The 13357-nt window shown below is 69.0% G+C and carries 13 protein-coding genes and 1 pseudogene; 6 read left to right on the top strand and 8 right to left on the bottom strand.

The window, feature by feature from the left end; genetic code table 11:
* Positions 1-135: 135 nt before the first annotated feature.
* Positions 136-531, top strand: coding sequence for a type II toxin-antitoxin system VapC family toxin (locus QM619_RS12775; RefSeq protein ID WP_415109167.1), 396 nt, complete (start codon positions 136-138; stop codon positions 529-531).
* A 93-nt stretch (positions 532-624) separates the two neighbouring features.
* Here QM619_RS12775 and QM619_RS12770 read toward each other — a convergent pair whose 3' ends face one another.
* Complete coding sequence (locus QM619_RS12770) at positions 625-1203, bottom strand: GNAT family N-acetyltransferase (RefSeq protein WP_415109164.1); 579 nt, start codon at positions 1201-1203, stop codon at positions 625-627.
* Between the two features lie 234 nt (positions 1204-1437).
* Here QM619_RS12770 and QM619_RS12765 point away from each other — a divergent pair, with 234 nt between their 5' ends.
* A complete protein-coding gene (locus tag QM619_RS12765; protein ID WP_415109161.1) occupies positions 1438-2799 on the top strand; it encodes an MFS transporter in 1362 nt (453 codons plus the stop codon).
* A gap of 86 nt (positions 2800-2885) precedes the next feature.
* Here QM619_RS12765 and QM619_RS12760 read toward each other — a convergent pair whose 3' ends face one another.
* A complete protein-coding gene (locus QM619_RS12760) occupies positions 2886-4112 on the bottom strand; it encodes a DUF2207 family protein (protein WP_415109158.1) in 1227 nt (408 codons plus the stop codon).
* A gap of 41 nt (positions 4113-4153) precedes the next feature.
* Between QM619_RS12760 and QM619_RS12755 the strand changes: the two genes are divergently transcribed.
* Complete coding sequence (locus QM619_RS12755) at positions 4154-4768, top strand: alpha/beta family hydrolase (protein WP_415109155.1); 615 nt, start codon at positions 4154-4156, stop codon at positions 4766-4768.
* A 91-nt stretch (positions 4769-4859) separates the two neighbouring features.
* On the opposite strand, the gene QM619_RS12750 is transcribed toward QM619_RS12755, so the two are convergent.
* The 5 genes from QM619_RS12750 to QM619_RS12730 all read right to left on the bottom strand — a co-directional run bounded on the left by QM619_RS12750 (position 4860) and on the right by QM619_RS12730 (position 11048).
* On the bottom strand, positions 4860-5726 hold the full coding sequence (locus tag QM619_RS12750) for a DUF559 domain-containing protein (RefSeq protein WP_415109152.1): 867 nt from the start codon (positions 5724-5726) through the stop codon (positions 4860-4862).
* A gap of 170 nt (positions 5727-5896) precedes the next feature.
* Complete coding sequence (locus QM619_RS12745) at positions 5897-8326, bottom strand: CHAT domain-containing protein (protein ID WP_415109149.1); 2430 nt, start codon at positions 8324-8326, stop codon at positions 5897-5899.
* A gap of 4 nt (positions 8327-8330) precedes the next feature.
* Positions 8331-9950 carry a S8 family peptidase gene (locus QM619_RS12740; RefSeq protein ID WP_415109147.1) on the bottom strand — a complete coding sequence of 540 codons (1620 nt, stop codon included), beginning with the start codon at positions 9948-9950 and terminating at the stop codon, positions 8331-8333.
* 19 nt (positions 9951-9969) lie between these two features.
* On the bottom strand, positions 9970-10452 hold the full coding sequence (locus tag QM619_RS12735; protein ID WP_415109144.1) for a hypothetical protein: 483 nt from the start codon (positions 10450-10452) through the stop codon (positions 9970-9972).
* Complete coding sequence (locus QM619_RS12730) at positions 10449-11048, bottom strand: RNA polymerase sigma factor (RefSeq protein WP_415109142.1); 600 nt, start codon at positions 11046-11048, stop codon at positions 10449-10451. Before QM619_RS12730 ends, QM619_RS12735 begins: the two co-directional genes overlap by 4 nt.
* Positions 11049-11191: 143 nt before the next feature.
* Between QM619_RS12730 and QM619_RS12725 the strand changes: the two genes are divergently transcribed.
* Positions 11192-12283, top strand: coding sequence for a M48 family metallopeptidase (locus tag QM619_RS12725; protein WP_415109139.1), 1092 nt, complete (start codon positions 11192-11194; stop codon positions 12281-12283).
* Between the two features lie 115 nt (positions 12284-12398).
* Here the strand turns inward: QM619_RS12725 and QM619_RS12720 are convergent.
* Positions 12399-12518 (bottom strand): annotated as a pseudogene (locus tag QM619_RS12720) (dienelactone hydrolase family protein); the annotation flags it as partial.
* A 200-nt stretch (positions 12519-12718) separates the two neighbouring features.
* Here QM619_RS12720 and rplU point away from each other — a divergent pair.
* On the top strand, positions 12719-13027 hold the full coding sequence (rplU, locus tag QM619_RS12715; RefSeq protein ID WP_415083998.1) for a 50S ribosomal protein L21: 309 nt from the start codon (positions 12719-12721) through the stop codon (positions 13025-13027).
* Positions 13028-13038: 11 nt separating this feature from the next.
* Entirely contained in the window at positions 13039-13293 is a 255-nt protein-coding gene (rpmA, locus tag QM619_RS12710) for a 50S ribosomal protein L27 (protein WP_415109136.1), read from the top strand.
* The last annotated feature ends 64 nt before the right edge of the window (positions 13294-13357 follow it).

Raw genomic sequence — 13357 nt, 5'->3', positions numbered from 1 at the left:
CCCAGTCGGCCCTCGCGGTCAGGGGCGCCCGCCGTCGTCTGCCGGATACGCGCGGCCGCCGCGGCAGTTCGGCCGGATGGCGTTCCGCGTGCCGGACAGCTTCTTCGAGCCGCTGCCCGAGGAAGAACTCGCCGCATGGGAGTGAGCTATCTGCTCGACACCCACGCCGTGCTGTGGCTGCTGGGTGATCCGCAGCGGATGCCGTCCAGGCTTGTCGACGAACTTGCCGATCCGGGGACGCAGTTGTGGGTTTCGTCCGCATCGGCGATGGAGATCGCGGCCAAGGTCCGGATCGGGAGGCTGCCGGTGGCCGAGCCACTGATTGCAACCTGGTTCGGTCGCCTGGGCGAGATCGATGCCGATGAGCTTCCGATCACCGCCCGGCATGCACTGCTGGCCGGATCGCTCACCTGGCACCATCGGGATCCGTTCGATCGGTTCCTTGCTGCGCAGTCGATCACGGACGGGATTCCGTTGGTGACCATCGACCCGGTGCTGCAGGCATTGCCCGGCCTCATCACGCACTGGTGAGGTGTATCGCTGGTCGAGCTCGTCGAAACAGGGTCTCGACAAGCTCGACCAACGGGGTCCCGACAAGCTCGACCATCGGGAATCAGGGCGCGCTCAGGCTTCCGCCGGCCCTCCGGTGGCTACCCAGGCGCCTGGGGGCGCGTCGGGCAGGCCCTCGTCGGTTTCCTCGGTGGCGAAGATCTCCAGCCCACGGGCCTGGTAGTTGGTGAGCGCGGCCGGGCCGTCCAGGGTGCAGGTGTGCACCCAGACCCGGACGGCCGGGGGCAACCCCGAACGCTCCGGTAGCGACCAGGCGGCAGCGATTCCGTGTTCCAGCACCGGGCCGCCCAGCCGGCGTCCGAGGGCATACTCGGCGAGCCCGAAATAGCGGATCTCGACGTGGCTGCCGTCCGATTCGACGACCGTTTGCAGCTGGATGTAGCCCAGCGGCACTCCCTCCCCGTAGAGGATCCAGAACTCGGTGCCGGGCGCCGACAGTTCGTCCGTCCATTGCCGGCGTGACCAGCCGAGCCGGTCGTTCCAGTTCCAGTTCCCGCCGACCAGCCCGTAGAGGAACCGGGCGTATTCGGGAGTGATGCCGTCGGCGCGTTCCAGTCGGACGTCCGCGGGCAACGGACGCGGCGCGTCCGCGGCGGGCTGGAACATCTGCAACGACCAGGTGGTGACTTTCATGGGGACAAGTCTGGGGGCTGGTGTTCGAACCCCGCCGCACCTCGCCGCGGTGAATAACCGATTACAACGGACCAGTTGTCGCGGGGATCCCGCCCCAGGCGTGTAATCTCCGGCCCACATCGGGTCCGCCCGATGGTGCTTGTCGGGCAGTGCCCAGGTCGGGACGACTGGTCGAACAGGCACGTTCCTGCCACACCCCGCCTGGCCGTGTTCTCAGATCCGAGGAGTGCTCCTATGACGGCAACGACAGAAACCATCGACAAGGGGACACGCAACCGTGTCTTCTTCGGCAGCCTGAGCGGTAGCGCCATCGAATGGTTCGACTTCTTCCTCTACGCGACGGCCGCCGGCCTCATCTTCGACAAGCAGTTCTTCCCCGCCGGCGATCCGGTCACGTCGTTGATGCTCTCGTATCTGACGCTCTCGCTGACGTTCTTCGTCCGGCCGCTGGGCGGCGTGGTGTTCGCCCACATCGGCGACAAGGTGGGCCGCAAGAAGACGCTGGTCATCACCATCTCGCTGATGGGCGGCGCCACCGTGGCGATCGGTCTGCTGCCCACCTTCGACCAGGTCGGAATGCTGGCCCCGACCCTGCTGGTGCTGTGCCGGATCGTCCAGGGCCTGGCCATCGGCGGCGAGTGGGGCGGCGCTCTGCTGCTCGCCTACGAATACGCCCCCAAGAACCGCCGTGGCCTGTTCGGGGCCGTGCCGCAGACCGGCATCACCGTGGGCATGCTGCTCTCGACGATCGCGTTCGCCATCGTGACGGCGCTGCCCGGCAACACCTTTGAGGCCTGGGCGTGGCGGGTGCCGTTCCTGTTCAGCATCGTCCTGGTGCTGCTGGGCCTGTGGATCCGGAACGGTCTCGAAGAGACCCCGGCCTTCCGCAAGGCGCAGGAGCACGGTGAACCGCCGAAACTTCCACTGGCCGACACGCTGCGCGACCACTGGCGCTCGGTCCTGGTGGCGGTCGGCGCCAAGGTCATCGAGACGGCGCCGTTCTACATCTTCGCCACCTTCGTGGTCGGCTACGCCACCATGGACGCCCTCGGCTACCAGCGGGTCACGGTGCTGAACGCGGTGACCGCGGGTGCGGTGGTGAGCACGGCGGTGATCCTGGTCGCCGGACGTCTCTCCGACTCCCTCGGACGCCGCCGCGTGTTCACGGCCGGTGCGGTGCTGGTCGGCATCGTCACGGTCCCGTTCTTCACGCTGATCGACGTCCGGCAGCCGTGGGCGATCTACCTCGCGGTGATCCTGGGCCTCGGCGTGGCCTGGTCGCCCACGACGGCGACCATCGGCACGCTCACCTCGGAGATCTTCTCCACACGGGTGCGGTACACCGGCGTCACCCTCGGCTACCAGATTGGAGCGGCGCTGGCTGGCGGCACGGCGCCGCTGTTGGCCACCTGGATGCTGCGGGCGTTCGACGGCTCATGGGTGCCGATCGCGACCTATCTGTTGGGGTGCGCGGTGTTGTCGATCGTCGCGGTGGCGCTCTCGCCGCGGATCACCCGGATCGAGACCGCCGCGCTGCTGGCGCGTGGTATCGACCCCGATATCCACGCCCACGAGGAGACGGTGCTGAAAGCCTGAGCCGCCACGTCCGATACCGACGGCGCCGCGACGGAAACCCGTCGCGGCGCCGTCTGTTTCGTGATCCGCCGAAGCGGTGGAAACCCTCAGTCCCCGCCGCCTCCGAAGTCCCCGAATCCGCCGAAGTCGCCACCGCCGAAGTCGCCGAATCCGCCGCCGTCGGACACCGACGAGAAGTCGCCGTCGAAACCGCCCGGGTCGCCGAACGCGCTGCCGGCGTCCGCGCCAAGGGTGTCGATGGTGCCAGCGTCGAACATGTCGCCGGAATCGCCGAAGGCGTCGCCCAGCGAGCCGATCTCACCGACCCCGTCGAAGCCGTCCAGGGCCGAGAACATCGCCAGTGTGAACATGGCGTCGCTCAGACCCCAACCCATCACCCCTAGCCAGACGAGGTCGAAGTCGTCGTCGTAGCCGTCGGCGCGGGCATGCGCGGCAAGATCGCCGAAGACCTTCACCCAGTGATCGGCGACGCCCAGCACGATCGCCCAGGGCAGGTACTTGGAGAAGACGCCGGCCGCCTCCTCGTAGGAGAACTGCTCGGCCTCCGCGGTCGCCAGGTAGCGCTTGAAGCCGAGGGTCTGGATGCGCAGCGCCGTGCCCTCCGCGGTCCGGACGGGACGCTGCGTCGTCCGGGCGCTGATCACCGCCGCGCCGACAGCGGCGACCGCGCCGGCGGCCATCGCGGCGCCGATACCGGTGCCGAAGCCGAGCAACAGCAGCAGGCCGGCGACGATCCACACCACTCGCACCGGCTGCATGCCGGTGACGTGCCGGAAGTAGCCGCGTCCGTAGGACTGATTGGCCAGCATGTACTGGCATTCCGAGAACGCGCGGTTGCCCTGCAACGGCAACTCGGAGAGCCGGACGTCGGGCGAGACGATGAACAACTCGTGCAGGAACTCGCGTTCGATGTCGTCGAGCGCGTCGTTGGGTGGCGTGTCGGCGGCGTGCAACGCCCAGTCCTTGCCGTTGCGGGACCGCGGACTCTCTACCACGGTGACGCTGAGATGACCGCGGGCGGCCAGGTCGATGATGGTGGCCATCACGTCGCGGGTCTCCGGCGCACCGTCCACCACCGTGCCGGCCAGGCCAGGACGGACGCCGCGCGGCGGGTTGAACGCCACCGCGACCTCGCCCGAGTACTCAGCACCACCCGGTACCGGAACTCGGGTATCGGCCTGGCCCGCCAGCGGCGCCAGGCCGGGAATCACGCCGGCGAACATCTCGTCGGCGAACTTCCGCCGCTGCGCCCGCCACGCCCACACCAGCAACGCCGCGACGCCCAGCATGGCAACGATCCAGGTCAGATACATGCCTCCATAGTGGCAGGTACGCGTGCGGCACAATGGCCGGCATGTCGGCGATCACCGTGGAGACCCCGCACGGCCCCTCGCGGCTCACCGTGCACCTCGCCCCGGACGCCCGCGCGGTGTTGCTGCTCGGCCACGGCGCCGGCGGCGGGATCGGCGCCTTCGACCTGGTCACGCTCGCCGCACAGCTGCCGCCGCAAGGAATCACCGTGGTGCTGCACGAGCAGCCCTGGCGGGTGGCTGGAAAGCGGATCGCCGCCCGCCCCCCGATTCTGGACGACGGCTGGCGCCCGGCCCTTGAGGCGATGCTGGCGCGGTACCCAGGGGTGCCGCTGTGGGTCGGTGGACGCAGTGCCGGTGCGCGGGTGGCCTGCCGCTGCTACGACGAGTGCCAGGCCGGCGTGGTCTGTCTGGCGTTCCCGCTGCACCCGCCCGGCAAGCCGGAGAACTCGCGGATCGCGGAACTCGCCGGGGTCACCGGACCGGTGCTGGTCGTTCAGGGCGAGCGGGATCCGTTCGGCTCGCCCGAGGATGTGCGGGCGGCGACCCAGGAAGCCGGGGGAGCGCAGCCCCAGATCGTCGCCGTGCCCGGCGCGCACTCGTTCAACCGAGGTGCCGCGACGCGGGTCGTGACCGCGGTCGCCGAGTTCCTGACCTGACCATCCCGAAAATCGCTGAATCGATTGCTCAGGAGCGTGCGACACGCCGGTGGAGACCAATCGAGTCGGCGATTTTCGGGATGACGCCGGCCTACCCCCGTTGGGTGAGCCTCGCTACGGCGATTGCGGCCTCGATCAGGGTGATCATCTCTGCCGGTTCGCTCGTCGCCGACGCAGGGAACACCAGGACTCGCCAGCCCGCCGCGGTGATATGCGACCAGCGCCACCGGTCACGGATGAATGCTTCGGGATTGTTGTGGAACTCCTGGCCGTCGATCTCGACGATCAGCCGGCGTTGTTCGAAGGCGATGTCTGCGAAGTAGGTGTGATCGAACGCCTCGATCCGATGATTGGTGACCCAGCCGGTGATGCCGGCGGCACGAAGTGCCCGGTGAGTGGCGCGCTCGGCCTCTGACCAGGGCTCATCGCGGGAGTCGATGAGCAGTTCGCGGCGCAGCAGGTTGCCGCGACGGCCCGCCGTGAGCTCGAGCGCCTGCCACAGCACGGGCAAGGTCACCGCACGCAACCGGAGCGCCTCGTCGATCACCCGACCGCCCAGAGCGGGCAGCAGGTCGAGCACGGACAAGGCCGGGGTGGCGATCCGCACCGCCCCGCGTTCGACGATCAGATCGGGCGGGACGATGCGGTGCTGAGCGCGGTAGTGCTGCCAGGCGGGAGACGGCCGACGCACAGCGACGTCCACCTGGTCGACGGCACAATCCGGCCACCACAGCAGCCGGGCCGCAGCGGCTCCCACCACCACGCAGTCCGGCTGGTAGCGGGTGGCGGCCAGTGCGAGAGTCTCCAGATCGGGTGCGGGCGCGGTATAGATGCCCGGAAGCACCGCGATCAGTTCCCCGGTGTCGAGGCAGTGGTCGATCGGCCGACGCAGTTCATGGTGGTCCCGCCGGCACAGCACGCGGTCGCTGGCGAGCACTTCGGAAAGCAAGGTCTTCACACTTAGAAAGCACAATTTCGCCCCCGTTTTGTGAGCGGGCAAAGAAAATCTCACCAGATTCTCAGTCAGCCGGGACCGTGGGTAACCCGGCAGAAACCGCCGATCGATGTCGGCTACTCCACTCTGACAAGGGGATTAGCCTCCGTCCAACAGACGGAGGGGCCCTCAGGTCACCAGCCGGCGCCGTAGCACTGGAAGGTGGAGAGCAGGCCGGGGTGTTTGGCGGTGGCCGCTGCCAGGGCGTCCGCCGGGGGCCGGCCGCGGGCCAGCTCGGCGTGCATATCGGGCAGGATCGCCGCCGCCACCTCGTCGGACACGCTCGCCGGGGACGCGATCACGCAGCGCGCGCCGGCATGCAGCCAGGCGGTGGTCAGGCCGAGCAGTTCGTCGCCGCGCCGGATCGTGGTCGCGCCCACCTCGCAGGCCGACAGGATCACCGTCTCGGGCACCTGCGGCAACTGGTCCAGGTCGTAGCCGAACCATGGCCCGTCGACCAGTTCCAGGGTGGAGAACAGCGGGTTGTCGACCACGTGATGGCCGTGCGCGGCGAGGTGCAGCAGATCGACCCGTCCGGCCAGCTCACTGACCTGGGCGGCGGCAGCGGACGGCCCGGTGAGCACCACCGCGCCCGGCCAGTGTGCGGACGCCACCGTCACCTCGTGCTCGGCGCGGGCCAGCCGAGGCCCGGCCACCAGTCCGGCGGTGGCGAGCTCGTGCGGTGCGGCCCGCTTGGTCACCCACTCCGAGGCACTGCGCGGAATTGTCACGGCGTGCCTGGCGAGGGTCGGCATCAGCGTCCAGGCGATGCCGGAGAAGATGCCGGTGGGGTTGATCACCACCCGATAGGTGCTGAGCTGCCTCCGGATCGGGTCGAAGAGTGCGGCGTCCAGGCCCGCGACGCGTTCCCGCAGACCGGCCAGGACGCTCCGCGCCAGCGTCGGCGGCAGATCGGCGGCGGCCATGTCCAGATCGGCCGGAAGGCCCGAGAGCGCCGTCCGGATGTCGTCGGTCGGGCCGATCCGGACCAGCTCCGCGGCGTCCGCGGTGACCATCAGCAGCCAGGCCCAGCCGCCGGTCGCCAGCGGCGCGAGCAGGGTGGCATCGGTGGCGCGCAGCTCGGCCTGCAACCGGTCGAACGGCACGATCGGCTGCACCGTCGCCGAGCCGCGATCGGTCCAGGCCCGCCGCCGCACCCGATCGAGCAACTCGGCCTGCCGTTCGGCGTCCGGCGTACCAGGTTCCGGACGCCGCTGCGCCAGCACCCGCAGCTCGGTCAGGTCGGCGGAAGCCTCCGGGTCGGCCGGCGGGCGCAGCGGGACGATCCGGGTCGAGACGGCGTCCAGCCACTCCACCCACTCGTAGGCCAGCTGAGGACGCTCGGTGCCCACGGCCAGCGCCAGCCCGCGCTCCGCCAGCCGCTCGCCGTGACTCACCGTCGCGGTCTGCAGGTCGAGGCTGCCGAAAGTGGACTGCCACTGATGCAGCTCGTCCAATCCGGCCCGGAGCACGCGCAACGCATCGCCCGGACGCCGCTGCGCACGGGCGCGCACTTCGTAGGCGAGCAGCCGGGTGCTCAGGCTGGCGTCCCGAGGCACCCGTAGCCGGACGGACGCCTGGCGCTCGGCCAGCGCTGCCTGGGCGGCGTAGACCCGCATCCAGGTCGCGTCGCGGCGCAGCCCCTGCCGGCTCAGCCGGACAGCCAGCTGGCTCGCCTTCTCGGCCGAACCGCGACCCCGCTCGATGATGCTGGCGGTCTCGACCGCCTCGCACTGCAGCGTGCGGGCAGGCGCGCCGCTCTGCACGAAATGCCGGCCCGCCCGCTTCGACAGCCGGGCGGCCGTTGTCGGATCGTCGACCACCCAGGCCCGCGCGAGCGCCAGTTCGGCTTCGGCTTGCGCACGCCGCCAGCCCATGCGTCCGAACAGTTCGGCTGCCTGCCGCAGATTGCGGCGACCCTCGTCGTGCATGCCGGCGGCCAGCAGCGCCTCGCCGCGATCCTGGTCGGAGATCGCCGCCAGCTGCAGTGACACCGCTCGCATAGCCCCGGCCTCGGCGTCCATCAACTGCAGACCGCGCGCCAGCTGGCCGCTCATCATCACCGAATAGGCCAGGTTGTGCCTGGTCTTGGTCGCCAATATCTCCAGGCCGGCCTCGTCGAGGGCGACGGCGGCGGCTTCGAAGTCGACCAGCGCGGCACCGATCGAGCCCTGCGCGAGATGGACGTTGCCGCGGTTCATCCGGGCCCGCCCGGTCTCTTCGACGCTCTCGGCGAGCATCGGAATCGCCTGGGTGAAGTCGACCAGCGCCTGCCGCATCTCGCCCAGCCGGGTGTGGATGAGCGCCCGCTGCGCAAACATCTTGCCCACTTCGACCGGCGGCAGTTCCTCGCCTCGCCGCAGGGCCTGGTCGAGCAGGCTGAGCCCGGCCTGCGGATCGCCCAGCTCCGCCTCGACGAAACCGAGGGTGCCTTCGATGATCGCGCGAGTGGTCAGATCATCGGTGCGCCGCAAGGCCTTCAGCAGCAATTGCCGAGCCTGTTTGAAGCGCCACGCGGTGTTGGCGGCCCGAGCACGTTCATGTAACTCGAGGGCCGTCAACATCCCCTCATGGTGCCACGATGTCCGTTACTGACGTAACAGCGACCCAGGCCCGTTCCATGACGGTGGAGCGGTGGGCTTCCTCGTCGGCCGGCATGGTGCGGAACAGGTGATGGGCGATTTGCCCGGCCACCAGCGGCGCGGAAAAAGATGTCCCGCTCCACACCGCGAACTGACCTGTGAAGTCGTCCGGATCGATGCTCTCGCGAACGTGCCCGTCGTATGTGATTCGAGCCAGCGGCAGGTAGCCGCCCTGGAACGCCGGAATCGTGCTCACCACCGACGCGCCGGAGGCCCATGCCCGCACCCACGGACCGGTATTGCTGAACAGCGCCTCGGTCGAGTTGGGGTTCAGCGCGCCGACCGAGACGATCGGCAGCCGGAACGCGTCCACCTTCTCGGCCTCGCCTTCGGCCGGACGCCACGGGCCGAGCGCGGCCGGATACTGAGGCCGGGCGGTCGACTCGTTGCCGGCGGCGCAGACCACGGTGACGCCCATCGTGCCGAGCGAGCCGAGGAGTCCGCCGAGCAGATGCTCGGTCAGGGTGTCGTCCTGCGATTCGTGGAAGAAGCCGAGCGAGAGACTGAGCACGTCGATGCGCAGGCCGCCTTCTTCGCGGTCGTAGTACTTCCGCACCAACTCGACCAGCCCGATCAGCGCGGTCAGCACCCGGTTCTCTGGCACGGGTCCTTCGGAGTTGACGATCCGCCAGGAGAAGATGTCGGCGTCCGGGCAGGCCTGGTGGATCAGTCCGGCGATGAACGTGCCGTGGCCGGAGTTGGTGTCGAGTTCGCCGTCCAGGGGTCCGGACCGGTCACCACCCACTTCCGGGTCGGTGTCCGGGTCGAGCGGGATCAGGCTCGGCGTGTCCTCGGTGACGATCTGGTCCAGCCACGGGTGCTTGCCGATGCCGGTGTCCATGATCGCGACGTGAGGCCGCACCGAGCATTCCTCATGCCGGTAGGGCGGGTGCCCCACGAAGACGACCGGCTGCCGACCGCCCGAACCCTGCCGGGCGTAGCTGGTCGGCGCACCATGTGGATCCCACACTGGGTGTGGGTCCCAGACCGGGTGTGGGTCCCAGACCGGGTGTGGGTCCCAGACCGGATGCGGATCCCAGACCGGCGAGGTCATCATCAGGTGATCGAGGCCGACGCCGATCAGGGCGTCCACCCCGGCCTCGGCACGGGCCAGCTGCAGCAGCACCCAGGCGTCCGGCGACGAGGCGGCAACCCCGGGGCTGACGCCGAGCAGCAACCGGGCCATGCCGAGCGTGATCCGCTTCGCCGGGTCTTTGGGATCGGGCACGGTCGTCCGAGGTGCGTCGAATTTCTCGTCGACCTGGACGGTCCAGCCCTTCAGCCTGCCCACCTTGCGCAGGATCGGTAGGACGTCGTCGAGCCGGTCCAGCGCGACCAGCAACGACGTCCCGACATAGACGGTGGGTCGCGGGCTGATCCCTTCGACCTGCATCGCCGTTCCTGGATCGAGCACCCGCCCGGACAGCGGGTCGATCATCGAGCGCGGTGGCACGACCGGATCGCGGTCCATGGGGTCGCGCTTCGGACGACGGGTGATCTGCGGCTCGTCGGAACGCTCGTCTTTGGGGTTCGGGTAGTCGCTCACAGGAATCCTCCGGTCGGGTTCAGATTTCGAACAGCGTGGTGCGGAAGGCGCTGTCGGAGTCGGCGCCGGCGAGGTCGAGCCGGGTGAGCCCGTGTGGGACGCCGGTGAACTCGAAGCGTCCATGGGTGCCGACCGATGCGGTCTGGGTGCCCTGTTCCTGCCACAGCGACGCCGTGAGTTCGGCCGTTTCGCCGGTGGCGTCGGCGGTGCGGGTGACCCAGCCGTCGATCCGGCGGTGACCGGCGTCCACGGGGCTGATCCGCAGCATCACGGTGATGCCGACCGCGGTGAACTCCATCACCAGCTTCTGATCGTCGCCGCTGCGGACGCCGGCCAACTGCTGCGAGCGGTAGACCATGGTGAGCAGTTCGTACTCCAGGTCGAGGTCGTCGACAGCCAATGCCACCAGGACGCGCTCGGTCAGCCCGGCCGGCGGGGGGTCGAGTTCTTCGTACATCCTCTTGACGGCGACCAGCAGGGGGTCACGTTCCTCGGCGTTCACAGTTGGCCACCTTTCTCCAGCGAGCTGCGCAGTTTGTCGAGGCAGCGGCGCCGGGTCGGGCCGATACTGCCGATGGGCATCCCCAGGCTCTTGGCGAGCCCCGCATAGTCGGGACGGTCGTCGAAGGCCACGATGCGCAGCAACCGCTGGCACCTGTCATCGAGCGCCCGGACGTGGATCCACAGAGCCGTGTCGGCCAGGTCTTCCAATGCGCTGGTCTCGGCGGCCGCGGACGGCGGCAGCCCGGCGGCGAGCTGCGTATCCTCGACCGCCGTGGTCTTGCCGTCGGCGGTCTTGGTGCGCCACGCCGTCCGGCGAGCCGTGGTCAGCAGCCAGCCGCCGATCGCGGCCGCCTGCGCCACCTGGTGCCCGTTGCGGACGAGTGCCAGCCAGGTGTTCTGCACGGCGTCCTCCGCCGCGGCCTGGCTCAACCCGTAGGCCCGCACCGTATGCCACAGCACCGGCGTCATCAGCCGGACGAGCTCGTCCAGGGCGGCGGACTCGCCACCCTGCCAGCGCGAGAAGCATGCGGCGGCCCGAACCCAGACGGATGCCTCCGTCGCGTCCGAGCGTCCCGCTACATCCGATGCAGCCATCAGCGTCCCTGTTCCCACGTGCGTCAGGAGACACCTGGTGTCCCGTTGATACTGCGCAGTGCGAGAAATGGGCACTGCTCACCCGAAGGTGTAGTCAGAACCTACCCCTTCGGGGGTGGCGAAGGCAGGGCAGACTGGACCGCATGAGTGAGACTTCGCGGATTCCGCTGCCCTCCATCAGCTCACGGGCCTGGGAGCATCCGGCCGATCGCGGTGCCCTGGTGGCGCTGCGCAAACTGCGCGGATTCGACGTGATTCTCCGGCAGCTGTCGGGCTTTCTGAACGAACGGGCGGTCCGGATGCTGCTGCTGGGCTCGGCGGTGCGGGCCGACGAGCGTCAGTTCGCGCGGGTGTATCGGCTGTACCGCGAGGCCGGTGAGGTGCTGGACGCCGGTGAGCTGCCCGAGTTGTTCATCCGGGCCGACCCGGCGATCAATGCCCTCACCATCGGCCTTGATCACCCGGTGATCGTGGTCAACTCGGGCATGGTCGATGTGATGGACGACGACGAGCTCCGCTTCGCGCTGGGGCACGAGCTCGGCCATGTGCTGAGCGGGCACGCCGTCTACCGCACCCTGTTGAGCGTCCTGCTGGCGTTCTCGACCTCGCTGTTCGCGTTGCCGCTGGGCGCGCTCGGTGTCCGGGCGGTGATGGCGGCGCTACTGGAGTGGCAGCGCAAATCGGAGTTGTCCGCAGACCGGGCCGGCCTGCTCGCCGACCAGCAGCCGGAGGCTGCGTTGCGGGCCCATATGAAGATGGCTTCCGGCGGCCGGATCGACGAGCTGGACGCCGGGGCGTTCCTGGCTCAGGCGGGGGAGTATCACGCCAACGACGACGTCCGGGACGTGCTGCTGCGGGTGCTCATCGTCGAGAGCCAGACCCACCCGTTCGCGGTGGTCCGGGCCGCCGAGTTGGATCGCTGGGTGCGTTCGGGCGGCTACCAAGAGGTGCTCGACGGGCAGTATCCGCGGCGCGACGACGACCCGAACGCCAGCATCTCCGCCGAGGCGTCCGCTGCCGCGCGGCACTACGGCGAGGAGTTCGCCAGGCTCGACGAGAGTCTGGGTCGGATCTTCGCCGATCTCGGTCAGGGGCTGGGTCTGGCAAGGGACTGGCTGGCCGACCGGTTGCGCGATCTCAGCACCCCGAGACCGCGCGACGATCGGGGCCGCGGAGACCGAGGACGTGATGAGCGGGACGACCGCGAGCGGCGGTCGGACCCGCCGGATTGGTGACCGCGCTGAGAAAGGTCGCCGCTGCCCAACCCGATTTCGCCACACTCGATTTCAGCTAAAGCGTTTCAGCATTCGGTGTTTGGCAATCGAGTGCGGAGAAATCGGGTTCGGTTGCTCAGCCCAGCGGATCCGCGAGGAAGCCGAGCGTCCTGCTCCAGGCCAGGGTGGACGCCTCGGCGTGGAAGAACGGTGGATTCGGATGGTCGAAGGCGTGCTCGGCTCCCTCATAGGTGTCGAACTCGACCGGGGGCTAGGCCTCTGCGAACGTCACGGGCAACCAGGTGTGGCACGGGCAGGGTGTCGGTTTGACCCTGTTCCGACAGGGCACGTAGTCTTGACCCTCGGTGCCCATGGGCCTGTCGGCAGTACGGTTCGTCCGGATCGCCCGCCCGTGCTGGCACAGCATTCATCGAGATCGAAGAGAGTGGGTCAGGCGTGTACGCGATCGTGCGCAGTGGCGGCCGCCAGCACAAGGTTGCAGTCGGCGACGTCCTGGAGATCGACAAGGTCGAGGCCGCGGTGGGTGACAGCGTTGCGCTGACCCCGCTGATGGTGGTCGACGGCGAGTCCATCACCACGGAGGCCGAGAAGCTTGCCAAGGTCAGCGTCAGCGCCGAGGTGCTGGGTCAGACCAAGGGTGAGAAGATCCGCATCCTGAAGTACAAGAACAAGACCGGGTACAAGAAGCGCCAGGGCCACCGGCAGAAGTACACCCAGGTCAAGGTCACCGGAATCGAAGGCTGAGGTAGCACGAGATGGCACATAAGAAGGGCGCATCTAGCTCTCGCAACGGGCGCGACTCCAATTCGCAGCGGCTCGGCGTGAAGCGTTTCGGCGGCCAGGCTGTCAATGCCGGCGAGATCCTGGTCCGACAGCGCGGCACGCACTTCCACCCCGGTGAGGGCGTGGGCCGTGGCGGCGACGACACCCTGTTCGCGCTGCGCGCCGGCGTCGTCGAGTTCGGCACGCGGCGTGGGCGCAGGGTCGTCAACGTGGCGCTCGCTGAGTAGCTTTCGCCGGACGACATAGACAACGTCACCAAGGGCGGTCCCCGACGGGGCCGCCCTTTTCGTG

The sequence above is a fragment of the Micropruina sp. genome (genome assembly GCF_047606665.1).
Classification (GTDB): domain Bacteria; phylum Actinomycetota; class Actinomycetes; order Propionibacteriales; family Propionibacteriaceae; genus Micropruina.
This window is presented reverse-complemented; position numbering and strand designations above follow the sequence as displayed.